Genomic DNA, 24,793 nt, shown 5'->3' with positions numbered 1-24,793 from the left:
GCCGCCGCGCCAAGCCGCTGCGCATGGTCGGCTATGAGGAAGAGATGGGGTGAGTTGAGAGGTTGTTTCGCTTCTCCGGCGCATGCCGGAGTCTCGTCCGGCTGGCTCCGCGTCGTTTCTGCAAGAGACCCCGGCCTGCACCGGGGATGCGGTTTGTGGGATAGAGACCACTCCTCCCCCGATGACCCCTGCGTAGGCAGGGGTCCATCTCGGAACGCCTCCCCATGTGCATGAGGCAGCTTCAGGAGATGGATACCTGCCTTCGCAGGTATCTTCGGAGCTGGGGATTTGCGCTCTCAATCTGTCTGACAGCTTCTTCCCCCATACTAAGCATCTGCCCTCACAGGAGCCGGATCAGGTACCGTTCTGGTTGTGGGGAGCAGGGTCAGGAGGATGCGGGTCGGAGCGACGGTCTGATGCGCGCCTAGGCAGGTCAGGCCAGGGTGAGCTTGCGAAGGCAGGTCGGGCTGTCGAGGAACAGAAATCGTGCCAGTGGCACGATTTCCCGAGACAGGCCTCATCCGGAGCCCTGCGCTTGGGCCTGCTTCGGGCAATCGCAGTGCGATTGCTTTTCCTCCGCAGCCGGTAACGAAGCCCCGGGACCATGGGCCCCCATGAGGGTGCTCGCCGAAACTCCTGTCCGGCGCGGCGGGCGGTAACGCTCCATTCCGTAGCCATTCCAAATCATCAGGCGGAGCGCCACGGCGCCCGCTGCGCCGACGGCTCTGTGAGGGGCCGGCTACGAGATACCCGGATGGTTCGCGCCAGTCCGGCTTTGACTGCTGCCCCCGCCCCCATCATCCTTCGACTTCGCTCAGGATGAGTTGGCTTTGTGCGGAAATCCTGACGCGCTCATGCTGAGCGAAGTCGAAGCACAGGCGCGGGGCTCCGCGGTCTAACGGCAAGAACCCCCAGCCTCCACCGGAGCGGCGGACATGTCGGCCGTGGGTCCCTAGACCCCCACGTCCAGCATCGCCTTGTAGGCCGGGCGCGCCTGCACTTTTTCCAGCCAGGCCCTGGTCGCGGGCAAGGCCTCCAGCGCGCCCATGGCCGCAGCGGACTGGACCTGGAACGCCATCAGGCAATCGGCGGCGGTGAAGCTGTCGCCGGCGAAATAGGCATGTTTGGCCAGGTGCCCCTCGATCGTCTTCATCGCCTTGGCCTGTTCGGCCTCCATGGAGGCGGCCAGCGGCGTGTCCAGCAAGCCCGCATTCATCAGGTAGAAGCGGAACAGGCCCGGCAGGAAGATCGCGCCCTCGGCGGCATGGACCCATTCCAGGTAGCGCGGGAAATCGGCCGAATCCGCGCGCGGGTGTAGCGTGTGGTCCGGGTCGTGCTTCGCCAGCAAATATTCGGCAATCGCGCCGGTCTCTGCGATCACCGTGCCGCCATCTTCCAGCAGGGGCGACTTGCCCATCGGGTGAATGGCGAGCAGCGCCGCCGGGGCCAGCCGGGTTTCCGGGTCGCGGCTATGGTGGACAATCTCGTGCGGCACGCCGAGTTCGAGCAGCAGCCAGACAATGCGCTGCGAGCGCGAGGCGTTGAGGTGGTGCAGTTTCAGGCTCATGGAGGACTCCCCTAGATGGATTCTTGGCGCGGCGGCTCTATCTTAGGCGCATGCAGGCCTTCGCAGAGCTTCTTGACCGACTAGTCCTAACGCCTTCGCGTAACGGCAAGCTACGCCTGATCGTATCCTATTTTCGCAGCGCCCCAGACCCCGACCGGGGCTATGCCCTCGGCGCGCTGACCGGCGACCTCGACCTGAAGAGCATCAAGCCCGCCGCGATCCGCGAACTGGTCACCGACCGGATGGACCCCGAACTGTTCCGCCTGTCCTATGACTATGTCGGCGACATGGCCGAAACCGTCAGCCTCGTCTGGCCGGGCGAGCGGCGCGCGAACCGCCCGCCGCCGCTAGCCGAGATTGTCGAAGCGCTGGACGGCGTGACACGGCCCGAGGCGCAGAGACTGGTCGCCAACTGGCTCGACGGGCTGGACCCGACCGGCCGCTGGGCGCTGCTCAAACTGATCACGGGCGGCCTGCGCATCGGCGTCTCCGCGCGGCTTGCCAAACTGGCGCTCGCGGATTTCGGCAGCGTGGACGTGACCGAGATCGAGGAGATCTGGCACGGCCTCGCCCCGCCTTATGACAGCCTGTTCGCCTGGCTCGAAGGCAAGACCGGTCGCCCCGAGCCGGATATTCGCGCACCCTTCCGGCCGGTCATGCTGGCGCACCCGCTGGTGCCGAAAGCCGAGCGCGATAATCCCGATGCGGTGGACCCGGCCCTGATCACAGCCGACGCCTTTGCCGCCGAATGGAAATATGACGGCATCCGTGTGCAGGCCAGCAGCGAAGGCGGCGTGCGGCGGATCTATACCCGCACGGGAGACGACATCTCCCATACTTTTCCGGATGTGCTGGCCGCGATGAGTTTTGAAGGAACGCTTGATGGCGAATTGCTGGTGCGCGGGGAGGATGGGCATAGCGTCGCGCCGTTCAATGAGTTGCAGCAGCGCCTGAACCGCAAGACCGTCTCGAAAAAGCAGATGGACGCGCGCCCGGCCTTCATCCGCGCCTATGACCTGTTGCAGGCTGGAGACGAGGATATCCGCCCCCTGAGCTTTCGCGAACGCCGGGAACGCCTGGAAGATTTCATCGCGAAAACGGCCAGCCCACGCTTTGACCTGTCGCCGCTCGTGCCCGTTACCGACCTGACGGCGCTGGACGCGCACCGCATGGAGCCCCCTGCCCCGGAAATCGAGGGGCTGATGCTGAAACGCTGGGACAGCCCCTATGTGCCCGGCCGCGTCAAGGGGCATTGGTATAAATGGAAGCGAGACCCCTGGCTCGTCGATGCGGTCTTGCTGTATGCGCAACGCGGCCACGGCCGCCGCTCCAGTTTCTATTCCGATTTCACCTTCGCCGTCTGGCGCGATGAAGACGGCGAGGATCGGCTGACGCCCGTTGGCAAGGCCTATTTCGGTTTTACCGACGAGGAGCTGAAACAGCTCGACAAATTCGTCCGTGACAACACGGTCGAGCGTTTCGGACCTGTGCGCTCCGTGACGCCATCACTTGTTCTGGAAGTGGCCTTTGAAGGCCTGCAGCGCTCGGCCCGTCACAAATCCGGCATCGCCATGCGCTTTCCGCGTATCAACCGCATCCGCTGGGACAAGCCCGCAAACGAGGCGGACCGTTTGGAGACTCTAGAGGCAATGCTGCAAGAATAAAAAAGGCCGGATGACATGCACCCGGCCCTTTCGAAACATAGTGAAACCGAAAGTCCTTAAACGGACTCTTTCAGTTCCTTGGAGACGCGGAAAGCAACTTTCTTCGACGCCTTGATCTTGATGGATTCACCCGTTGCCGGGTTGCGGCCCATGCGTGCCGGGCGCTTGCGCACTTCCAGCGTGCCGAGACCGTTCAGACGGAAACGTTCGCCTTTCTTCAGGCGCTTGGTGATCCGATCAGCCAGGTCGGAGAAGATTTCTTCCGACTGCTTCTTGGTCAGACCATGAGCCTCAGCCATTTCTGCCGACAGCTGGCGCATCGTCACCGTGGTTGGCGTCTTTGCAGCCGTCGCCTTTGGGGCGGCTTTCGGCGCAGCTGCCTTGCGAGCAACTGGCTTCTTCGCAGCGGCCGTCTTGGCAGCAGGCTTCTTGGTGGCCGTCTTGGCCGTGGTGGTCGCCTTCTTGGCGGCCGGTTTTGCAGGGGCCTTCTTGGCCGCAGGTGTCCTTGCCATAAGCAAATTCCTCTTGTGAGTCTCCGCAGAGATCGGGGCGTATAACGTGAAAACGCCAGCCTGCATCCCACTTTTTTCACACGCCGCGGATTTGCCCCATTTGAAATTCAGCTCATATGGAAAACATGAAAACATTTTTGCCCCTGATCGTGATTCTTCTCGGCGTGCTTCAGCCCCTGTCCGGCGCGCTCGCGCCTGCACTGGGCATTGGCACACCGATTGGAAACGCCACTCGTGACATGACGCTTCCGGAACAGCCCTTGCCGGCGTTCTTTTCACTCTGGAGCGTGATTTTCCTCGCCTATTTGCTGTTCGGCATTTCCTACTGGCGTGCCCGCGAGCCCTGGATGGAGCGAATTGCGGTACCCCTTGCCTGGGCTGGTGCGTTCAACATCGTCTGGATGATCAGTGCGCAGCTGATCGCGTCTCAACCCCTGGATTTCCTGCTCCTTTTTCCAATCGCCATTGCCGTATGGACGGCAGCATTTCGCATGGACCGTTTGCGTGAAACTGGCTGGAGTCCCAAGAAAGCTCTCGCAGATCTTACCGCCGCCATGCTGTCTGGCTGGATTACCGTCGCCATCGCGATCTCTGTTCCCTTGACCCTGCGCAGCTTCTCGAGCCTCGGGGCGACTGATTTTCCGTGGCAAATGCTCTGGATCACGCTGGTGACCGCCAGCATTTCGGCGTGGATGTTCGCCCGCTATGTCAGCCGCAGTTGGTGGTACTTCATTGCCCTGGGCTGGGGCATGATCGGGATCGTCCTGAACAATTGGTATGTGACGGAGATGAACTGGCTCGCCATTATCAGCGCAGGGGTGCTTACTCTCATTCTCTGCTTGCGCCTCTTTCGGGGTGCCGACGGATCAGTCATACCCGCCTGAGCAAACTGGACAAGCGGCGCAAACTGACGCTCTTTTGCCCATAGAAACAACGAGCCCGGCCACTTTATGGATTTCACGACAATCGCCCTGCCCGATATCGACACCACTGACTGGCCTGTCTGGTTGGCAAGTTCTTGGCCATTCATGGAGAAGTGGGGCGCCGTTGTCCTGGCCTGTATCCTGATCTGGTTTCTTTCGGGCATGGTCAAACGCATCATTACCGCCTTTGGGAAGCGCGTGACCGCCAAGGACAAATCATTCGAGGGATCGAGTTGGGATATTGCCAGTTCAGTCTCTCGCGTTTTCGCTTTGATTTTCATGTCTCCCCTGCCCCTTGGGCTCGCGGGCTATGACTGGGAAGCGATCATAGACAAGCGCGGACCAGGCGCCTTCGCTGCGGTCGCAATCCTGATCATTGCGGTGACCTTCGCGAACTGGGTTGCCCGATCAATGCGGAAAATGGGCAATCAGGCTCATATGCGTCACGGGGCCGATGATACGCTGTTTGCCTTTTCCGCTTCGCTCCTGAAATATCTGATCTTCGCCGTTGCGATCGTATTGGCACTGACCCAACTCGGCTTCCCGACGGCATCGTTGGCGGCGCTGCTGGGCGGCGCAGCGTTGGCCATTGGCCTCGCGCTTCAGGACACGCTGAAGGCGGTTGCGGCCGGAGTCATGTTGGCCATTTTCAGGCCGTTCCGAATTGGTGATTTCGTCACCCTGGCAGGCATGGACGGCGAAATCACTGACATCACACCCTTCCGAACGACGTTCAAGCAAATCGACAACAAGATCGTCTCGGTCACCAATGACAAGGTCTGGGGCGATCCGCTGGTCAATCACACACGCCAGACACGTCGTCGCTTCGATCTCTACTTTGACATTTCCTATGACGACAATATGGATCATGCGCTCAAAACCCTGCTGGACACGACGAATGAGCATCCGCGTATTCTGGCCAAGGATGAAACCTGGGTCGGCGTGCATACGCTTGCTGATTGGAGCGTTCGGCTGCGCCTGCGCGCTTTTGTGGCGACGCCCGAATTCGTTCAGGTCCGCGCCGACATCACAAAGGCCGTCAAGGAAGCCTTTGATCGCGAAGGGATCACCATCCCCTTCCCGCATCAGGTCAACATGGCTTACCGGCCACCTGCTGAGTCGAGACCGGAACACGCGTCACAATCAGACATTACAGAGACTGAAGACTAGCCTGCCCTGACAGTAAAAAGGAGACCTCCATGCCTGAAGAGCTGACTGCAGCCGCGCTCTGGAGCGAATACAGCCCCTTCATCATTTCATTCGGCGTGAAAGTACTTGGCGCTTTGCTGGTCCTGATTATCGGTCTGCGCATCGCCGGCTGGTTGGCGGGCCTCGTTCGTAGCGCAGCGCTGAAGCGCGAAGGTATTGACGATACGCTCGGCAATTTCTTTGCCTCTCTTGTCCGGTGGGCCATCACGGCTGCTGTGCTGATTGCCGTGCTGCAGGTCTTCGGGGTTCAGGCCACCAGCTTCGTCGCCGTACTCGGCGCGCTGACCCTTGCCATTGGCCTGTCCATGCAGGGCGCCCTCGGCAATATCGCGTCAGGCGTCATGATCATGTTGTTTCGCCCCTACAAGCTCGGCGACTATATCGAGGCCGCTGGCGTTGCCGGCACCGTTAAAGACATCAATCTGTTCCAGACTGTCCTGGCCACAGTCGACAATGTGAAAGTCCTCGTGCCAAACAGTCAGGCCATTGATGGCGTCATCGAGAACTATTCCGGATACGATACCCGCCGCGCCGATGTGACCTTTGGCATCGACTATGATGACGACATGGACAAGGCCATCGCCGTCATCAAACAGGTGATTGAAGCAGATGACCGTATCTTCAGGGATCCGGAACCCTTCGTGAAGGTTGTTAATCTTGGAGACAGTTCGGTCGACATTGCCACACGCAGCTGGGTGAAAGCGGCCGATGTCTGGGACGTCAAATTCCACCTCATGAAGGCAGTCAAGGAAGCCTTTGACCGGGAAGGCATCTCGATACCCTATCCGCACCAGGTTGAAATCCAGAAGCAGGCGGCCAACGACTAACAGGCCCCACCATATACTATGTCGACAGATCCCAACTCAGAACTACCGGAAGTGACAGTTGAGCCGGTGCCGGAGCCTCTGCCGCCCCGCGCACCGGTCAAAGCGCCTCCACGCTCCTTGCTCGCGCGATTGTTCGGCATCTCGGTCTGGGGATCGCTGAAGCTGCTCGGCCTTTGCATTCTGGTCGGCTTCTTCGTGCTGGCGTCCCAGTTCAATCCGTCCAATCCGGACGTCGACATGGGCGCGGCCATCGCAAATGTTGCAAGCACGACCACGGCGGCGCTTGGCTGGGCAGTGCGCAATTTCTGGAAACCAGCCCTGGCGGGTGCGGCGGTGGTGATCCCTATATGGGTCCTGTGGCGACTCGTCAGTCTGCCATTCCGGAAGTAGATTCAACCGGCGCCCAATGCTGCGTCTGGCAGATCGGGCCGATGCAGCCCTTCACTTCCAGTACACCATCGGCCAGCAATTTGATCTTGGACCCGTAGGTCTTGCCTTCCTTCGGATTGTATATCGTGCCGCCTGTCCAGCCTTTGGCTTTTTGCTTGAACCCTTCAAGCATAGTCAGGCCAAGGATTTTTGCGCCCTTGGCATCGGTCGCCGTTTCGGGGGTCGCGTCGCCAGACACACTCGCCGGATCGATCCAGACGATGACGCCGCAAGGCGTTCCGTCCCCGCAATCGGAAATCCGGATGTGGGAATTTTCTTCCTGCGTCACAAAAGTGCCGAAAACGTCGAGCGGCCCCGCCCGGGCTGTACCCGCAGCAAATGCCGCGACGGCAACGATAGCCAATGCACGATTCATGGGTGCCTCCCCGCTCAACCGACTTATACTCCTATCAGAAAAACAAACCGGGAGGAATTCAATGGACATGACAAAACTAATGTTTCGCGACGGCCTGATGGCCGGGGAACGCATTCTGGTAACAGGCGGCGGCACGGGACTCGGCAAGGAAATGGCCGAAGGTTTCCTGAAGCTTGGCGCGGAAGTGCATATCTGCGGACGGCGTGGACAGGTCTGCGAAGACACCGCAGGTGAACTGATGGACAAGCATGGCGGCAAGGTCGTGCCACATGCCTGCGACATCCGCGTGGCGGAAGCCATCACCGACATGAATGATCATATCTGGGCCAAGCACGGCGCGCTGACCGGCCTCATCAACAATGCCGCTGGCAATTTCATCAGCCGGACCGAAGATCTCTCAATCCGGGGCTTCGATGCGATTTCCAATATCGTATTCCGCGGCACCTTCTACATGACCCACGACATCGGCAAACGCTGGATCAAGGAGGGTCAAAAGGGCAGCGTCTGTTCAATCCTGACGACTTGGGTCTGGAATGGTGGGCCATTCGTGGTGCCGTCGGCCATGTCAAAGGCAGCCGTCAACACGATGACGCAGAGCCTCGCCGTGGAATGGGGGCGCTACGGCCTCCGTTTCAACGCCATTGCGCCGGGCCCCTTCCCGACGGAAGGTATGTCGAAGCGGCTGGCTCCGGATGCCGAAGGCGCCAAGCGCATGGATTCCGGCGCCGCCAATCCGATGGGCCGCGTTGGCGAGATGCATGAACTGGTGAACTTGGCCGTGTTCCTGATGGCGTCTGGCGCGGAATATGTGAATGGACAAACCATCGCGATCGACGGAGCGATGTACAATGCATCCGGTGGAAACTTCGCTCAACTGACGGCGTGGGGCGACGCCGAATGGCAAGCCGCCCGAGACGCGATTGAAGCCACCAATGCACAAGACAAGGCCAAGCGCACCGTTTGACGCCTTTCAGGCTGGACAGTCGCGCACGCAACACTAGGCTTCGGGCACGCAATCGCCGCCCGGAGCCTCACGCCTCATGACGACCCGATCTAAAGAACATGCCCTCGGCATTACCGCATTGGGGGAACGCCTGTCCGGAGTTTCGGGTCGCCATGAGGGCGTCGTCATTGGCCTGACTGGCTCGGTTGCCTCGGGCAAGACGACTCTGGCCAACCAGGTTGCTGCAGTCCTGGCCGAGGCACATGCGGTGGAAACCGTGTCGACGGACGGGTTTCTCTATCCGAACACAATCCTGGAAGAACGCGGCCTGACACTCCGCAAGGGCTTTCCAGAAACTTACAATGCCGAGGCATTGGGTGACGCAATCGCCGCCCTCTCAACCGGCACAGCCGACTTTCCCGGCTATAGCCATGTCACCTACGACGTCGACCCGGGCATGACGCGAACCATTGCACAGCCCGATATACTGATCCTCGAAGGCCTTGGCTTCCAGCCATTGTCGCCGCCTCCGCGTCCTGCGCGGGAGCCGGACTATCTTGTGTATCTCGATGCATCAGAAGACGACTTGCTGACTTGGTATACGGAACGCTTCCATCGCCTCTGGCGCGCGGCAGAGACTGACCCGAGTTCTTTTTATGCAAACTTTCTTCACATGACGGAACCTGAACTTCTCGAGTTTGCAAAATCCGTCTGGGACCGCATCAATCTGCCCAATTTGCGCGACCATATCGCGCCGCTGAAGCAAACAGCCGACATTGTCGTCCTGAAAGATTCCGATCATGCCATACGCATCACGCATGACAGGATCGGCTAGTCTGCCCTGACTATAATCTCCAGGAACTCCAAAGTTTCCGGTGCTGTCCAAGCTTCGGTTGCTTTCGTATCTCCGCCCTGAAACATGGCGTAGGGAATTCCGCCCGGCGCGAACACAATATTTGTAGGCAAACTAAGCTTCGATTTCGATTGGCCGCTCGCAGCCAGAAGTGACTCCAGACCCTCACCCTCTGCAATCAGCGGCTCAAGATGATCGACATTGCGGTCACTAAAGAGGGCGCGGATAGAGTCCCTTGAATCTGTCTGAGTCGGGTCAGTATTCACAGCAATCAGCGTGACGCCCCTCTTAGCATATAAAGGCGCTGCCTCTCCCATTTCCGGTAACTCATGTACACAGGGCGCGCACCAACTCGCCCAATAGTTCAGGATGACCCACCCATTTTTGGCAGCGTCCAGTGCTGCGCCCACGTCTCCGCTGACGTCTTCCGGCCAATGAACCTCGTCGTCGGGCAGGTAGAGCTGCCCAAGTGGAACCGATGTCATCCCTTCTGGTAGAACAAGACTTTCCTGGCTCGACTGCTCAGCCTCCAGACGAGCCAAAGCTTCCTTCATGAGCTCGTAATTCTTGATCTCGGATAGCAAATAGTCTGGATCGCGATGCTTCTGCCGGAGTTCGTCAGGCAAGGAGGACAGATCGAATGAATTGCCGTCAGTCTCAGATGACGAGACAAAGTATGGCCCGGCATATAAACCCGTTCCAAATCCTACTGTCAGTGCGAACGCAACAGTTACCCAGACTCTTTGACCCATGCGACCCCCTTTGGTAATACTATTACAAACTACCAAAGGGGGATGAGTCATACAACCATTGGGATATTATCAGTTCGGCGTGATCAGGTATTTCTCGCCAGTCGCCTTGGCGTCATAGGCTTTCAGCGTTTCAAGGTTAAGCGCCTCAGCGAGCGAGATGCGCTTGGTGTAATGGCTGGCGAACGTGGTCGTCAGCTCATCCATCACACGCTTGTACATGCGGGCGCGGACTTCCTTGCCGGCCTTTTGCAGGAATGGCGTCAGCAGATATCCGCTAAGGTTCCACGCAAACCCTACGCCCGGAGGCACTTGGGTCGGTGACATGTCGAGCCGGCCATAGATAAAGACCTGCGTCTGCTGGCCGGAGCCATAACGCGAGTATTCCTTCATCTTGCGGCTGGCGGCCGCCTCCATCGCAATGAGCAATTGTCCGGCGAGCGGTCCGCCGCCAATCGCATCAAAGCCGAGCGTCGCACCGGTTTCCATCAGCGCCGCGATCAAGTCTTCCATAAAGGTTGGCGACGTAGAATTGACGATATGTTTGGCGCCGATATCACGCAGGATTTCGGCCTGCTCTTCCTTGCGGACGATGTTCACCAGCGGCACGCCATCCTTGATACAGATCTTATTCAGCATCTGGCCGAGATTGGATGCAGCGGCCGTATGCACGAGGGATTCATGACCCATTTCGCGCATGGTCTCGACGAAAGACAGTGCCGTAAGCGGATTCACATAGCAGGACGCGCCCTGCTCGGCCGTGGCACCTTCCGGCAATTCCATGACCTGACCGACATTCAGCATGCGGTATTCGGAATAGAATTCGCCGCCAAGTCCCGTAACGCGCTTGCCGAGCAAGGCTTGCGCCGCTTCGGACTCGCCTGCGGCGACAACCGTACCGGCACCTTCATTTCCGACACCCAGTGACTGACCGATCCGGGCCTGCATCGCACGCAAACCAGCTTCGGGTACTTTTGCCGTGATGACTGGGCGATCCGCCGTGCCACTCTGAACCGCCGTGCGAATATCTCCTGCACCAATCAACAGGCCGAGATCGGATGGATTGATCGGGGTTGCCTCGACCTTGATGATCACATCGCCGGGTCCGGGCGTTGGTAGGTCTACCTCAACCAGGGACAGTTCAAGTTCGCCTTCCGGCTTGATCAGCGAGCGTAGTTGCAGGCCTTTTTCAGGGAGTGTCGACATATCTTCGTTTCCTCTTTTATTTTCTATTCAGGGCTTGATGACCACTTTGCCCACAACCTCGCGATCAGTGAGCAAGCGGTAGGCTTCCCGCCAGTTTTCCAATGGAAGCTCGGCATGGATACGCGGCCGGGTCTTGCCCTCTGCTGCCCATTTCCAAATTGCTTCCATATTCTCCTTGCCGCGCTCCGGAAAGCGACGGCCATACTCCCCGGCCCGTACGCCGACCACGGAGAACCCCTTTATCAGGGGCATGTTCGCTTTGACTTCCGGGATGCGCCCGGACGTGAACCCGACCACGAGCAAACGTCCATCAAATGCGATACAGCGAACGCTCTCGTCAAACACATCGCCGCCAACCGGGTCGAAGATGACATCTGCTCCGCGCCCGCCTGTGAGCGTTTTCACCTTGTCGCGAAAGCCTTGCGCCGCGTTGATGGCATAGTCTGCTCCATGCGCGATGACCTTGTCCAATTTGGCGTCTGATGCAGACGTCGCAATCACGGTTGCGCCGAGCAGCTTTCCGACATCGACGGCCGCCATACCCACGCCGCCGCTTGCGCCGTGCACGAGCAATGTCTCACCGGGCTGCAAATTGGCCCGCCGCACGAGCGCGACATAGGCGGTCAGATAGGCTGCAGGATAGGCTGCCGCCTCCGCAAATCCCATATTGTCCGGCACAAGAGACAGGCTGGCGGCGGGCAGCAACGCAAATTCTGCGAAGGCTCCAGTCTTGTTGCCGCCGACCACCCGGTCACCCGGTGAAAACGCGGAGACGCCCTCTCCAACGGCTTCGACGATTCCGGCGCATTCCATGCCCTGGGTGAAGGGCAACTCCGGTTTCATCTGGTACCGGCCCTGACTCATCAGCAGGTCTGGGAAGTTCACGCTGGCTGCCTTTACGCGCACCAGCACTTCCCCTTCCCCGACCACGGGCACTGGAACATCCTGAACCGACAGTCCAGAAAAATCGTCCGTCACCGTATTACAGACGAGGGCCTTCATAATTTTGAGACGAGGTCTTTCACCATGTTGGCGATTTCCAGACATGCCTTGCGAGAGCCCGGCGAGAAACCGGAAAAGGCCGTGAAGGCATGAGGTAGCGTATCATAGCGCTTGTGAGTGACCTTCACGCCCGCACTTTTGAGGCGCTTGGCATAGTCATCGCCCTCATCGCACAATGGATCATGCCCCGCCGTAATGATGATCGCTGGGGGCAACCCTTCCAGCTCGGCGGTCTGCCCCGGCGACAGGAGCGGATCGGACATGTCGAAATCGTCCGGCAGGTATTGCTCCATGAACCAGTTCATCGTGTCTGTGCTGAGAGAGAAGGTTTCTCCGAACTCGGTGCGCGACGGGAATTCCTCGACCATGTCCACGGCCGGATAGATCAGCAATTGATAGACGGGCAGTGGCTTGTGTTCGCGTTGCATCTCCTGAGAGATGATGGCCGAGAAATTGCCACCCATACTGTCCCCGCCCACGGCCGCCATGCCTTCGGGCGCACCATACTTGCCAGCATTGCGCACGCCCCATTCATACGCGGCGATACAGTCATCGATACCAGCCGGAAACTTGTGCTGTGGGGCCAACCGATAGTCGACCGACAGGACCGGGCCTTTGGTGACGGAAGCAAGGATCGAGCACCATGCATTGCAGGTTTCAAGGTCGCCAACCACGCCGCCGCCCATATGATAATAGACCAGCAATGGCACAGAGGAATCCTGGCCGGATGGCTTGTAGAGGCGCACCGGAATTTCGTTACGGTCGGGCCCGGGAATGGTAAAATTCTCCGTCGTCACGCCAGGCTCCAGCGGAGCTTCCAACATGGCGAGCTGCTCTTTCACAGCCGCCTGCACGACTTCCGGTTCCAGGGTCGACATCGGCGGTGCGTTGCGGCCATTCCATGCAACCAGTTGCAATTGCGGCTCGAGGACGCGGCCCCGCACTTCGACCGGCTTACCGCCGGCCATGCGCACCAGCAGGCCGTCCGGCAGTTTGAAGATGAATTTGGTGATTATCTGCTGCAGGCTCATGGTCGCCTCCCGTCCTGTCTTGTTGACAAAAAGCTTAGCCTTGCAAGCGCGTCCGCGCCAAGAGGCGTTTCTCCTTACTTCGCGGCAATCTCTCGCACGCCCGCCAGCAGCAAGGCCGTCGCGAATTCCGTCGCACCGTCAACATCTACCGGGCGGCGCAGCAACATGTGCTCACCCATTTCACGGGCAATTCCGATGGCCGCCGCCGTCAGATAGGCTGTGTCGATCTTGGGGCCGCCCTCGCCGGACAGGACATGTTCCAGATCGGCGCGGATTTCTTCTGCCACGGCCAGCATTTCGGGCGTATCGACCCGCACCCCGATCAGGGCCAGATGCGGCGCGCCATTGCGGATCGGTTCTTCATTCTCGGTCGCGATGAAACCGAAATAGGCCCGATAGGCATCATGGACATAGGTTTCAAAGTCCGTGGCATAGGCGCGAACATCCTGCAGGCGTGAACGGAAGCGATGCGTGGAATCTTCGGCAATCGCTTCGAACACCTCTTCTTTCGACTTGAAGTAGTTGTAGAAGGTGCCGGCGGCGAGTTCGGTTTCCCGGATAATGTCGCGTACCGTCGTGGCCTCGAAGCCGATCCGCGCAAACACGCGGCGCCCCGCCTGCAGGATGGCCCGTCGGTTGGCAGCCTTGGATCTGGCCCGCTTTCCGGTTGAACCGGCCAGTGTCTTTACGATGGAGCTCATACACGCCTTTCCTGAGGGAAGCCCCACATCATGACCAAGGCGTCATCACCCGTCAACTTTTTACGCTGTTGACGGGAATTCTTTCATAAGCGCATGGCTAGCCCTGTCCAGTTTGCGTTGGCGCATGGCCGACACGATCACGCCGAACACGACGCGCAGGAAGATCAAGAAGACGACCCCCAGAAGCGGCTCGTTCGTCGCAATCGCGAATACGGCCCCAAGGATGATGGCCACGTGCAGGGTCACAATCCGACCATAGGGTGCGAACATTTCAACAATCGGCTGGGTTTCCCGGAACTCGCCTTTCATAAGAAAGTCTGTGAAGTAGATCACCAGATTGATCGCAATGATCGCAGCAACAAACCAGACCATCCCCTGCCCCGAACTCAACGCCCAATAGACCAATCCCGGCATACCGGAGCTGCCAGTGGTAGATCCGCTCGTCGCGAGTGCCTGGATGAAAACGCCGTGACCAAAACAGAACATGCCATAATGGAGTGTAAAGAATGGCACGATGAAGAGCACGGTAAACAGGTTCACGATGTTCCCGGCGAGCGTTGCAACCATGCGCAATACGGTAAACATGCCAATGACAAGGTTTTCCAGCCAGTAGAGCGCCACAAGCGGCGTTGCGCCCCAGCCGAAAACGAGCACCGCAAGGATCGGCAACAAGTCCACCAAGAGAACAGCCACCGCGATCGGATCGCGATAGGTTCGCGCAATCAGGTCAGGATCAAGGAAAGACTTCACTCGATCTCCAGATTGGGCACCAAATTCGGCATGGGGTCACTGGTTGGCTCGTAGCGAAAGGTGTGACCGGGTACCCAGCCATCACGAGTCTCGAATTCTGATTCCGACACCAGTGCGCCGTCTTCAGTCATGCGACCGGTCGAGCGCACGCCAATAATATCGCTCAGGCCGGTCACCTCTTCATACGCGGTCCAGCTGTTATCTTCATTGAGCGTGAAGCTGCCCGATGTCCGGAAGCCGGCACTGGTAATGTAGACATAGTCGAGCTTCTCCGACTTCTGGTTCTTCTGGACGTAAGTCAAACCGCCATAAGAGCCATCCGCCAGCACGTGTCGATTGACCAGAACCGAACCGCCCAGATCCCAGTTCCATTCGGAATAATCAGCCGGCTGGCCGCGCTCTGCGTCTGCCTGACTTGGTTCGCCGTACCAGCGCGTGCCCACCAAATCTGCCAGCATACCGAAATCCGCCGCGAAAGCGCTTTCCTCACTAATAGGTACGCTGGTCGAAACCGACTCTCCGTCTGGCATGGGCCCTGTCGTACATGCCCCGAGCATGAACGTCGACACGATGCCCGCGATCCAAAACCCCCTCATATCGTCCTCCCAGTCCCTAATAGGCCTGAGCATACTCATAAGGTGGAAATGAAAAAGGGTCACGCGGCATGAGGCCTTTGGAACCGCGCGGGTTCCTGTAGTCGCCTGTCAGGATTTCGAAGTGGATATGAATGGCGGTCGCATTGCCGCTGGCCCCCATGAAGCCAACGGGCTGACCGAAACCAATTGTTGCGCCCTTGGTAACGCCCGGCTGGATATAGGCGAGGTGAGCGTAACGCGTGTAAACGCCCTTGCCATGATCGATCAGCACCATGTTGCCATACCCTGTCGAGACACGGGACTCGATGATTTTGCCCGGTGCACTGGCGTAAATCGTCCCCGCCGGGCGAGACTGCAGGTCGATACCATCGTGTCGCCTGCCAAAGCGCTGGCCAAAGCCTGACGTGAGACAGACATCATTTGCCGGCGCGGCGGCAAGCGGTATGCCGTTCACCACCACGATCGGCTTGTAGTTCACGACCCAGCCATCCTTGTCCACGATCGGCGAATTGGAGACCCGGATCCCGTAACAAGCTCGCAAATAGGCGTTCGGAGCGAAGGGTCCCTGCTCTGCCACAGTGCCCACGGGCGCCGCACCGACAGACGCGTCAGGGGTTTCTGCCGGCGGATAGTGTATCTTCACCGGCGCTGGCGACGCACAAGCAGCCAGCAACAAGGCGGCAGACAGGAAAGGCAATCGGGTCATGGGCCCTCTTTATACCCCCCGACCGGTTAACATCAGGCAACCACGCGCGCGCGCTTCGCCCCCTGTTCAATCTCTTTCTTCAGGTCTTTGCAATAAAGATTGAAATCGACCTGCATCCGATGGCGCGGACTGTCATAGAAATGACCAAGATGCTGCTGTTCATCTTCTTTTGTAATCCGCTCCATCTCCTGGATTTCAGGAAACGCATATTCGCCATTCAGCGCTGCGCCGACCAGTTTGGATTGTTGCTCGGCGAAGTTCACGAGCGTGGGCAAAGGCTGCGCCAGGCCGAGGAAAAAGATGGTTTCACGTCCCGGTTTCACCATACGCTTGTAAAGCGGGAACACGTTTTCCTTTGGGGTCAGATCGTCCTGCTTCAGGAACGGGAACGTCACATTGTAGCCTGTCGCCCAGACAATCGCATCGATCTTCTCCCGTGTCCCATCTGTGAAGACCACACCGTCTCCATCAAGACGTTCGATACCCGGCTTGGGGCATATGTCCCCACATCCGACACGCGTCAGGAATTCACCGGATACGGAGGGATGCCCATCGAGCGGCTCATGGTCCGGCTTTGGTAGTCCATAATCCTCCATCATGCCGATAGTCTTCTTGATCTTCTTGCGCGCCAACGCACGCCCAATCCCCGATGGCAACCAGCCTGGCAACACGGCCTTGTCGGCCGGCTGTCCATCCATGTATTTCGGCAAGACCCAGACACCTCGACGCATGGATATAAACAGGCGCTCGGTCAGGGGACGCTGGGAAAGCTCCGACGAGATATCCATGGCCGAATTCCCGCCGCCAACAATCATGGCGCGCTTGCCCCGGAAGTCATATGGCTCGAACGGATCCGTATAATTGTGCGAATGTACCTGATAACCATCGAACGACCCCGGATATTCCGGCATGCGCGGATCCCAGTGATGTCCGTTCGCCACGATAACGGCGTCATATTCGCGGCTTTCACCGGTTGATAGCGTCACTTTCCATCGATTGCCGGGCAAGTCCGCGACATCGGTCACCGCCGTGTTGAACGTGATTGTTTCGCGCAACCCAAAATGATCGACATAGTCGTGGAAGTATTGAAGCAGTTGGGAATGGTGGGGGAAATCCGGCCAATCCTCAGGAACCGGATAATCCTCAAAGGCAAGGCGCCACTTCGACGTATCGATATGGAGAGACTGATAGCAAGACGAAGCGCCGTTCGGGTTTTTGTAATACCAATTGCCGCCGATATTGTCCGACATCTCGAAACAATCATACGGGATGTCATAATCCTTCAGACGCTTGGCCATCGTGAAGCCGGAGCACCCTGCCCCAATGATACAAACCTTGGGCTTCGTCGCGCCATCAAATGCCATCTCATCTTCCTCCACATGAGCTCTTTGTTTTGCTCTATCGCCAATGATGTTATCCGGGCAGAACGACTCGTCAAACGAATGAGGACCATTATGAGCGATGACGCCGCGTCATCTCCCGCGCCTTGGGAGGTCATGAACGAAAACATAGACATGATCAGTGGCGGTATCCCGTGGGGACGCCGCATGGCGTTCCGGTTTACCCGTATTGAGAAAGGTCATGTCTGGGGCCTGCAGCCCTGGAAAGAACGCCTGGTGGGTGATCCGGACACCGGCGTGATTCATGGCGGCGTCCTGACCGCATTTCTTGACAATTTGTGCGGTACGGCCGCCAGCTCTGCCCTGCCCAAACCGCGTTTCGTGGCGACACTGGACTTGCGTCTCGACTATATGCGCCCGGCTGACAAGGGACGCGACATTATTGGCGAAGCCGAATGCTATCACGTGACGCGGAACATCTGCTTCACCCGCGCTTGGGCCTATCATGAGAGCCGCGACAAGGTGATTGCCACCGCCGCAGGTGCATTCGCCATCAACAAACCGCGCTCGGTTGACAGCATGAGGACGATGTAGTGGCGAATGACATGGATACGACTGAACAGACGCGCGCCGATGAAGTCCGAGCCTTCATTGCTCGCACCCCCCTCGCTCAGGAAATGGGCTTGAGATGCGAAGTCATGGGCGACGAAATGACAATGATCATGCCGTATCAGGAAAAGCTGATTGGCAATTTCATGATCAAGGCCATTCACGGCGGTGCCATCGCCGCCTTTCTGGAACTGACATCGCAGGCACAAGTGTTTCTGGTTACCGAGCATCTTGAGCGTCCGCCGCGGCCTATCAATCTGACGATCGACTATCTCCGCCAGGGCCACGCCAAAGACCTCTACGCCCGCGCAGAAATCACCAAGATGGGGCGGCGCATGTGTTCGGTCCGCGCAGAGGCGTGGCAGGATGAACGCGCCAAGCCGGTTACGACTCTGATGGCGCATTTCATGGTATCAGGGGACTAGAGCCCCGACTGAATGCAGGTGATCACATGAAACGAAGCTTGCTTGGACTTCTTGCGCTGGCTGGCTGCACATCAACCGGTCCAGTCGAACCAGGTCCGTCCGCGCACCCTTTAGCGTGGATTACAGGCTGTTGGATCAGCGAAAGCGGAACATCAAAGGAAGTCTGGTCAATTCCGGAAGCGGGCTACGTTTTCGGCTATGCGGTGACATTGGGTGATGGCGGCGTGAGCTTTTTTGAGCAGATGCGCATCAAACCCGGCCCGCTATACATGCTCAATGTCTATCCGGCGGGCGTTGGCCCGTCGAAATTCGTGGAAAGCCTGCAGGGGGACCAGTCCGTTACCTTCATCAACAGCGCACACGACTATCCGCAGCTAATTCACTACCAACGCGAGGGCGACGCTCTGAAAGCGCATATTGCGCTGGAAGACGGGTCCAACCGGCGAGACTTTTCCTATCAGGCCTGCAACGACTGACACCGGCCCTCAGCGCCTGTTTGGGCTTTTCTTCATGTTTTCGGCCTAGTGTGCACCCCTGGACGACGGGGAGTCAGCACGCGGTGCAACCTGAAAATACATCGCTACGCTCTCGGCTTTCGTCACTGCTGCCGATAGGGACTTTTCTGCTCATTGCCATAGGTCTGCTGGCTGGCGACGCCGTTAATGGCAGCACGGTTCAGGATATTGACGACATCGCCCGGCGGCTGCAAATCGCCGACCTGCTGCGCGATGGTGAGTGGCATGATTTGACGTGGCCCTTTCTGGCCATGCCGGAGCCGTACGTCTCACCTTGGTCGCGTCTGGTTGATCTACCATATGTGCTGGTCACTTGGCTATTCCAGCCCGCTCTTGGACAGGATGCGGCGTTCGAGATAGCTCGTTTTGTCGTTCCACTGCTCTGGCTCATCGCATATGCGTGGCTGGCCGTGCGGCTGATCCGGGAGATCCTTGGGGAGCAGCCAAGCCTGCCGCAGATTGGCGCTGCGGCGGTCGCCTCCCTGTTTGCCGTAATCGAGTTCATGCCAAACCGGGTCGACCATCACAATGTCCAGATCTTCCTGCTGCTCGCGCTCTGCCTCGGGATCGTATCGAATCATCGGTTTGCCGGCATTCTCATCGGCGTCGCGAGCGTCCTCTCCATCGCTGTCGGCCTCGAGTGCGCACCCTACATTGCGCTCGCCCTTGCAGGAGTAGCTATCCACGCAGCCCTCGCGCCAAATTCGACCATGGTAGCGAGGTTGAGCCTCACTGGATGGTCATTGTCGGCATTCACCCTGCCCGCCGGGCTGCTCCTGACCGGCGGGACACTTTTCCAGACGCAGTGCGATGCCCTGTCAGCCCCTTGGGCCAGCGCCTTGATAGCGGCTGGAGTCGTAGCTGCGGGCGCGCCTGTCATCTGGAAACGTCTTGGCCTGCACAGCCCGACCGCGCGACTAGGAGTGCTCGTGGCAGGTGCGCTTGTTGTTCTGGGCGTTCTGTGGACGGCGTTTCCCGAATGCCATGCAGGCCCCTACACCATGATCAATGAGACTGCCCATACTTACTGGATCTCGAATGTCATCCAGGAAAAGGGACCTGCAGGTGCCTTCGCACGTGGCGAGAACCTACTCGTGCTCATCTTCATGGTTCTACTGGCGCTCACACTCGGCGCATGGATGAACCCCAAGACTTACCGGTCTCCCGTTCTGATCCTACTGCTGATAGCTACGCTGGGCACACTGCTCACAGCCTGGCAAATGCGAAACTTCAAATTTCCCGCCGCGCTCCTGCCCCTCTTCCTCCCCCTGTTCATCGAGAGGGTAAGGGAGGATGGGGGCGCACGAAGAGCCATCGCGGTCTTGTTGCCGCCCGCGCTCCTGCTGGCCAGCTTCGCCCTGCTCGTCAAACCAACAGGCCGGGCGCTCACCTTGATCGATTACATGGAGGGCGATGCATGCCGGGATGCCGATCTCTCCAGCCTGGAGACGTTACCGGCCTCTAGGATCATGGCACCGCTCGGCCTGTCTCTCACGCTGGCGGAATACATCTCCGACACAGGCTCCCCACACAAGATTGCCGCGATGCCGTTTCACAGAGCCTCCCCAGGCATCGAACGCGTCTTCCAGACCTTTGCGTTGACAAACCCGGAGCTGCGCAAGCAAGCGCTTGCACCTTATAGCTATGTAGCGATTTGCACCCTGCCTGAGACGAGCGCTGATCCGAGCGCGGCCCTTCTCTATGCGACCCTGAGTTCCAGCAAGGGCTGGCCGGGTCTTGTAGAAGTCTCACCAATAACCAGGTCACGTCTGAGACTTCTCGAGATTGATCACGATACGGTCGAATAATCTCGCGCTACTCGCCCAATCGTTCAACGGCGGCAGGTTCTCCATCGAACAAAGATACATATTGCTGCTTCACGGACTCACGGAACACTGATTGAGGAATTGTGACATGATAGGCTCCTTCCGCATATGAGCCGATGTCATAGGGGGCAAAGTGAACTGCATACCCGCCGAACCTGCCGGGCAGAGTCGATGGCACGAAGTTCACTTCCCCCGCGAGAACCATGTCAGCGCTAACCAGCTCCATCGCCTCACTCCTGAAGCGCTCAAGGTCTGATACATTTCCGCTCTTCTTGACTTTTTGCCGGGCTATTTCCGTCCATACTTCATTCATGTGCGTCTGAATGGCAGCCTGCGGTTCACGCAGAAAACTGCTGAGCCGCATCGGTTCGCCAGTCGCTCCGTTATAGAGCCGTCCAGCGGTGAAGTAATTTCCATGTGCGCCGCCAGTGAACGTATAATGGAAGCCTTCGAGGCTCACAACATTTCCACTCTCAGCTACGATATCCCAATTGATCCGTAGGCCATAGGCTCGGAAGTAATCCGGGTCTGCCGCTTTGTAGGCTTGGGCGTCTTCCGACATCGCCACGATCCGGATTTGTGCATTCTCTACCAGATCCATGCCAATGGCTGGCGCCTTGGAGAACACGGCCTCATCAATTGTGACCTCAGCCTTGAGAAACTCATCATCGACGATGATCTCGCGGGGAAGTTCGTCTACCGAAGCAATGGTCGCAACATCAATCGCGGTGTCTTCTTCACCTGCCTCGTCAACCTCACCTGACGTTTCACTCACGTCCGACAAGTCCCGAACCTGTTTCTGACACCCAGCCGCCAGCAAAAGCGCCCCCGTCAACGCAATCAAGGCAAGTCTCTTCATGCAAAACTCCGTTATAGGCTGAGCAACTCAGCGTCCCCGCCCTGTGCCGTAATGTTCACCGTCAGGGTGCGCTCAGTTGCGAAACGATGCAAGTAGTGCGGGCCACCGGCCTTCGGGCCGGTGCCAGACAAGCCATCTCCCCCAAAGGGCTGTACACCCACAACAGCCCCCGTCATTGACCGGTTCACGTACGTATTGCCAACAGGATAGGCGTCGCGCACCTCCTGCTGAAAGCTTTCGAGCCGCGAATGAACGCCCAGTGTCAGTCCGTATCCCTTGCCTCTCATCATTGCGCCAACTTCAGCAATGTCATCCGGATCGTACCGCAGTACATGAAGGATCGGGCCGAACTTCTCCTCAGTTATCTGGTCGATGGAACTCAGCTCAATCAGCGCGGGACCAAACCCATAGCCCGTTTCGCCGATCCGGCCGGGCGACAATTGGTGCAACACCGTAGCCTCGTCCTTCATCATCTGGACATAGGCCTGAAGGGAAGCGCGGGACTCTGCATCGATCACGGGACCCAAATCGGTGTTTGGCTGACCGGGGTCACCGATGTTGAGCTCGTCCATCGCACCGATCAAGCCTTCGATCAGATGGTCTGCAGTCTCGTTCGGCAGGAACACGATCCGAAGCGCGGAACAACGCTGGCCCGCTGACCCAAAGGCGGAGTCAATAACATCATCTATGACTTGCTCTCTCAGCGCCGTTGTATCGACGAACATGCTGTTCAAACCGCCTGTTTCGGCGATCAGCGGTGTAATCGGACCGTCGCGGTCCGCCAGTGTCTTGTTGATGATCCGGGCTGTCGTCGTCCCGCCGGTGAAGCATACGCCGGATACACGAAGGTCGCCGATCAGCTTGGCGCCAACCGATTCTCCCCCGCCCGGCAATAGATGCAAGGCGTCACCTGGCAACCCGACCTTCTGGAACAGTTTCACCGCCTCGAACGCAATCAGGGGCGTCTGTTCTGCCGGCTTTGCCACCACCGTGTTACCCGCAGCCAATGCCGCGGAAACTTGACCCGTGAAAATAGCCAGCGGGAAGTTCCATGGACTGATGCAACAAAATACACCGCGGCCGTGCAGGGAGATGTGATTGGTTTCGCCAGTCGGCCCGGGTAATTTCTGCAGTGTCGTGAATTCCGCTTCCGCCTGCATGGCGTAGTAGCGACAAAAATCGACTGCTTCCCGGACTTCCGCAATACCATCCGCCAACGTCTTGCCGGCTTCGCGAGCCATCAGCGCGATCAGCCGTTCGGCATTTTCCTCAAGCGCGTCGCCCATGGCACGCAGATGTTTCGCTCGCTCCGCGCCGCCGAGCTCATCCCAGCCGGGCTGAAACCGGGTCGCCGCCGTCAGTGCCCGGTCGATATCGTCATCCTGCGCTTCCCGGCAGCTGCCAAGAACGGTCTCGGTATCGAACGGCACGCGGATCATCTCTCCACCACCTGTGACCGCTTTGCCAGACACGATAGGTCCAGCCGCAATCGAAGGGCTGTCCCGGAAACTCTTGATCGCGGCGGCCATCTCATCGCGCACACTGCGCTGGCTGAGGTCGAGACCGGTGGAGTTGCGACGTTCAGCGCCATACAGCCGTGGCGGCGTCGGGATGCGCGGGTGACGTCGGGGACCGACCTCCACCTTGACGATGGGATCCGCCACAACCTGTTCAGGCGGCACGTCCGGATCAAGGAAGGAGTGTACAAAGCTTGTATTCGCGCCATTTTCCAGCAGGCGTCGCACCAGATATGGAAGCAAGTCTTTGTGCGCACCGACAGGTGCATAGACCCGTACGCGGCGGCCTAGACCGGCAGCCCCATAGAGCGCCTCTCCCATACCATGCAAGCGCTGGAACTCGAATGTCGAGTTCCCAATCTCATCAGCGAGCATCTCGATCGCGGCAACCGAGTGCGCATTGTGCGTGGCAAATTGCGGGTAGATGGCATCCTTGGCTTCCAGCATCTTGCGCGCGCAGGCCAGATAGTTGAAGTCGGTCCCGGCCTTTGTGGTGAAGACCGGGAAGTTCGGATAGCCCTCGACGTGGGCATGCTTGATTTCGCTGTCCCAGTATGCGCCCTTCACGAGCCGCACCATGAAACGATGGCCTGTCTGCTCGGCGAGATCTTTCAGCCGGTCGATCACATCACCTGCGCGCTTCTGGTAAGCCTGAACAGCCAGCCCCAGCCCGTTCCAGTTCCTCAGCGAAGGTTCCCGCGCGAGCCGATCAAGAATCTGCAAGCTGAGCACCAGCCGGTCAGCTTCCTCCGCATCAAGACAGAGGTTGATATTGGCTTTCGCTGCGCGTTCACATAGCTCCAGCACGGACGGATACATTTCATCCATGATCCGCGCTCGGTTTACCGCTTCGTAGCGCGGGTGAAGCGCGGACATCTTCACCGACACGCCATTACCTTGTTCCGGCGCGGTGGATTTATCCTTTTCGGCGGCAACGCCATCAATCGCGTGCTGGTAAGCTTTCAGGTAACGCGCGGCATCTTCGGCGGTGCGGGCCCCTTCCCCGAGCATGTCGAAGCTGAAATGCGCTGCATCCCCTGCCTTGACCATTCTGCGTCCGCGCTTCTGGGCATCCTTCACGGTCCGTCCGAGAACAAACTGTTCACCCATGATGCGCATGGCCTGCATCATGGCAGCGCGGATGACCGGTTCACCGCTTTCGCGGATCAGGCCCTGAATAAACTTCGCGGGTCCTTTCTTCAGGCTTGCAGGCACACCAATTACTTGCCCGGTCAGCATCAACCCCCAGGTGGAGGCATTTACCAGCCAGGATTCGGACTGTCCTTGGTGCGCGCTCCAGTCGCCGGAGCGGATTTTCTCTGCAATCAACTCATCGCGCGTTTCGGCGTCGGGCACCCTCAGCAGCGCCTCGGCCAGACACATCAAGGCCAGACCTTCTGCATTCGACAGACCAAACTCCTCAAGGAAGCTTTCCATCATGCCCTTATCACGGCCACGCGCACGGGCGGTCTCGACCAGTTCCAGCGCTCGACGCATGGTTGCCTGGCGTAAATCGTCGGACAGTGGTGTCTGTTTGAGCAGATCCTCCAGCAAGGCCTCCTCATCCGCAAACTTAATCTGGTCGAGTGCATGCCAGTCAATTTTTTCAAGCGCGAGCGTGTCAGCCATATGGGTACTGGTCCGGTAAGTGTGAGCCT

Annotated in this window: 25 protein-coding genes and 1 pseudogene; 11 read left to right on the top strand and 15 right to left on the bottom strand. The window is 58.7% G+C overall.

Going from position 1 to position 24,793, the window contains the following annotated elements:
- Positions 1-952 precede the first annotated feature (952 nt).
- The gene (locus B2344_RS12080) at positions 953-1,567 is read right to left on the bottom strand and encodes a glutathione S-transferase family protein (RefSeq protein WP_290485298.1); all 615 of its coding nucleotides are present in this window, start codon (positions 1,565-1,567) and stop codon (positions 953-955) included.
- Positions 1,568-1,617: 50 nt separating this feature from the next.
- On the opposite strand from B2344_RS12080, the gene B2344_RS12075 reads away from it, so the two are divergent.
- Positions 1,618-3,231: a cisplatin damage response ATP-dependent DNA ligase gene (locus B2344_RS12075; protein ID WP_290485297.1), complete on the top strand. Its 1,614-nt coding sequence runs from the start codon at positions 1,618-1,620 to the stop codon at positions 3,229-3,231.
- Positions 3,232-3,287: 56 nt separating this feature from the next.
- Here B2344_RS12075 and B2344_RS12070 read toward each other — a convergent pair.
- A pseudogene (locus tag B2344_RS12070) lies at positions 3,288-3,593 on the bottom strand (HU family DNA-binding protein); the annotation flags it as partial.
- Between the two features lie 275 nt (positions 3,594-3,868).
- On the opposite strand from B2344_RS12070, the gene B2344_RS12065 reads away from it, so the two are divergent.
- The 4 genes from B2344_RS12065 to B2344_RS12050 all read left to right on the top strand — a co-directional run bounded on the left by B2344_RS12065 (position 3,869) and on the right by B2344_RS12050 (position 7,092).
- Positions 3,869-4,627: a hypothetical protein gene (locus B2344_RS12065; RefSeq protein WP_290485296.1), complete on the top strand. Its 759-nt coding sequence runs from the start codon at positions 3,869-3,871 to the stop codon at positions 4,625-4,627.
- A gap of 66 nt (positions 4,628-4,693) precedes the next feature.
- Positions 4,694-5,836: a mechanosensitive ion channel family protein gene (locus tag B2344_RS12060; RefSeq protein WP_206992217.1), complete on the top strand. Its 1,143-nt coding sequence runs from the start codon at positions 4,694-4,696 to the stop codon at positions 5,834-5,836.
- A gap of 29 nt (positions 5,837-5,865) precedes the next feature.
- Positions 5,866-6,702 carry a mechanosensitive ion channel family protein gene (locus B2344_RS12055; RefSeq protein WP_206992216.1) on the top strand — a complete coding sequence of 279 codons (837 nt, stop codon included), beginning with the start codon at positions 5,866-5,868 and terminating at the stop codon, positions 6,700-6,702.
- Positions 6,703-6,720: 18 nt separating this feature from the next.
- The gene (locus B2344_RS12050) at positions 6,721-7,092 is read left to right on the top strand and encodes a DUF6460 domain-containing protein (protein WP_290485295.1); all 372 of its coding nucleotides are present in this window, start codon (positions 6,721-6,723) and stop codon (positions 7,090-7,092) included.
- Here B2344_RS12050 and B2344_RS12045 read toward each other — a convergent pair.
- The gene (locus B2344_RS12045) at positions 7,070-7,507 is read right to left on the bottom strand and encodes a DUF2147 domain-containing protein (RefSeq protein ID WP_206992214.1); all 438 of its coding nucleotides are present in this window, start codon (positions 7,505-7,507) and stop codon (positions 7,070-7,072) included. The two genes, B2344_RS12050 and B2344_RS12045, sit on opposite strands and share 23 nt — an antisense overlap.
- Before the next feature lie 61 nt (positions 7,508-7,568).
- Between B2344_RS12045 and B2344_RS12040 the strand changes: the two genes are divergently transcribed.
- A complete protein-coding gene (locus tag B2344_RS12040) occupies positions 7,569-8,471 on the top strand; it encodes an SDR family oxidoreductase (RefSeq protein ID WP_206992213.1) in 903 nt (300 codons plus the stop codon).
- A 76-nt stretch (positions 8,472-8,547) separates the two neighbouring features.
- Positions 8,548-9,285, top strand: coding sequence for a hypothetical protein (locus B2344_RS12035; RefSeq protein WP_290480437.1), 738 nt, complete (start codon positions 8,548-8,550; stop codon positions 9,283-9,285).
- On the opposite strand, the gene B2344_RS12030 is transcribed toward B2344_RS12035, so the two are convergent.
- The 9 genes from B2344_RS12030 to B2344_RS11990 all read right to left on the bottom strand — a co-directional run bounded on the left by B2344_RS12030 (position 9,282) and on the right by B2344_RS11990 (position 17,408).
- On the bottom strand, positions 9,282-9,929 hold the full coding sequence (locus B2344_RS12030; protein WP_290480438.1) for a TlpA disulfide reductase family protein: 648 nt from the start codon (positions 9,927-9,929) through the stop codon (positions 9,282-9,284). The genes B2344_RS12035 and B2344_RS12030 overlap by 4 nt on opposite strands.
- 195 nt (positions 9,930-10,124) lie before the next feature.
- Positions 10,125-11,258 carry a zinc-binding dehydrogenase gene (locus B2344_RS12025; protein ID WP_290482844.1) on the bottom strand — a complete coding sequence of 378 codons (1,134 nt, stop codon included), beginning with the start codon at positions 11,256-11,258 and terminating at the stop codon, positions 10,125-10,127.
- 27 nt (positions 11,259-11,285) lie between these two features.
- Positions 11,286-12,260 carry an NADPH:quinone oxidoreductase family protein gene (locus B2344_RS12020; RefSeq protein ID WP_290482845.1) on the bottom strand — a complete coding sequence of 325 codons (975 nt, stop codon included), beginning with the start codon at positions 12,258-12,260 and terminating at the stop codon, positions 11,286-11,288.
- On the bottom strand, positions 12,257-13,291 hold the full coding sequence (locus B2344_RS12015; RefSeq protein WP_206992209.1) for an alpha/beta hydrolase: 1,035 nt from the start codon (positions 13,289-13,291) through the stop codon (positions 12,257-12,259). The genes B2344_RS12020 and B2344_RS12015 overlap by 4 nt, the downstream gene beginning before the upstream one ends.
- A gap of 74 nt (positions 13,292-13,365) precedes the next feature.
- Positions 13,366-13,992, bottom strand: coding sequence for a TetR/AcrR family transcriptional regulator (locus B2344_RS12010; RefSeq protein WP_206992208.1), 627 nt, complete (start codon positions 13,990-13,992; stop codon positions 13,366-13,368).
- A 60-nt stretch (positions 13,993-14,052) separates the two neighbouring features.
- Entirely contained in the window at positions 14,053-14,742 is a 690-nt protein-coding gene (locus B2344_RS12005) for a DUF6498-containing protein (protein ID WP_290485294.1), read from the bottom strand.
- Positions 14,739-15,338: a hypothetical protein gene (locus tag B2344_RS12000; protein WP_290482848.1), complete on the bottom strand. Its 600-nt coding sequence runs from the start codon at positions 15,336-15,338 to the stop codon at positions 14,739-14,741. The genes B2344_RS12005 and B2344_RS12000 overlap by 4 nt, the downstream gene beginning before the upstream one ends.
- Before the next feature lie 16 nt (positions 15,339-15,354).
- Positions 15,355-16,044, bottom strand: a complete 690-nt coding sequence (locus B2344_RS11995) for a M23 family metallopeptidase (protein WP_206992205.1) — start codon at positions 16,042-16,044, stop codon at positions 15,355-15,357.
- 32 nt (positions 16,045-16,076) lie between these two features.
- Positions 16,077-17,408, bottom strand: coding sequence for a flavin-containing monooxygenase (locus tag B2344_RS11990; protein WP_206992204.1), 1,332 nt, complete (start codon positions 17,406-17,408; stop codon positions 16,077-16,079).
- Between the two features lie 90 nt (positions 17,409-17,498).
- On the opposite strand from B2344_RS11990, the gene B2344_RS11985 reads away from it, so the two are divergent.
- From B2344_RS11985 to B2344_RS11975, 3 genes are read left to right on the top strand one after another with little or no spacing between them, the layout of a single operon-like run.
- Positions 17,499-17,978 carry a PaaI family thioesterase gene (locus B2344_RS11985; protein WP_051607972.1) on the top strand — a complete coding sequence of 160 codons (480 nt, stop codon included), beginning with the start codon at positions 17,499-17,501 and terminating at the stop codon, positions 17,976-17,978.
- Positions 17,979-17,989: 11 nt separating this feature from the next.
- Positions 17,990-18,418 (top strand): PaaI family thioesterase, encoded by a 429-nt coding sequence (locus tag B2344_RS11980; protein WP_206992203.1) that lies wholly within the window; start codon positions 17,990-17,992, stop codon positions 18,416-18,418.
- 26 nt (positions 18,419-18,444) lie between these two features.
- A complete protein-coding gene (locus B2344_RS11975; RefSeq protein WP_290485293.1) occupies positions 18,445-18,894 on the top strand; it encodes a DUF6265 family protein in 450 nt (149 codons plus the stop codon).
- 122 nt (positions 18,895-19,016) lie between these two features.
- On the opposite strand, the gene B2344_RS11970 is transcribed toward B2344_RS11975, so the two are convergent.
- Positions 19,017-19,160, bottom strand: coding sequence for a hypothetical protein (locus B2344_RS11970; protein ID WP_290480449.1), 144 nt, complete (start codon positions 19,158-19,160; stop codon positions 19,017-19,019).
- Between the two features lie 3 nt (positions 19,161-19,163).
- Here B2344_RS11970 and B2344_RS11965 point away from each other — a divergent pair, with 3 nt between their 5' ends.
- A complete protein-coding gene (locus B2344_RS11965; RefSeq protein ID WP_290485292.1) occupies positions 19,164-20,741 on the top strand; it encodes a hypothetical protein in 1,578 nt (525 codons plus the stop codon).
- A 7-nt stretch (positions 20,742-20,748) separates the two neighbouring features.
- Here the strand turns inward: B2344_RS11965 and B2344_RS11960 are convergent, their stop codons facing one another.
- Positions 20,749-21,618: a DUF3298 and DUF4163 domain-containing protein gene (locus B2344_RS11960; protein WP_290485291.1), complete on the bottom strand. Its 870-nt coding sequence runs from the start codon at positions 21,616-21,618 to the stop codon at positions 20,749-20,751.
- An 11-nt stretch (positions 21,619-21,629) separates the two neighbouring features.
- Positions 21,630-24,764, bottom strand: a complete 3,135-nt coding sequence (putA, locus tag B2344_RS11955; protein ID WP_206992199.1) for a bifunctional proline dehydrogenase/L-glutamate gamma-semialdehyde dehydrogenase PutA — start codon at positions 24,762-24,764, stop codon at positions 21,630-21,632.
- Between the last annotated feature and the right edge of the window lie 29 nt (positions 24,765-24,793).

Source organism: Hyphomonas sp. UBA3195, from assembly GCF_002366485.1.
In the GTDB taxonomy this organism is placed as follows: Bacteria; Pseudomonadota; Alphaproteobacteria; order Caulobacterales; family Hyphomonadaceae; genus Hyphomonas.
This window is presented reverse-complemented; position numbering and strand designations above follow the sequence as displayed.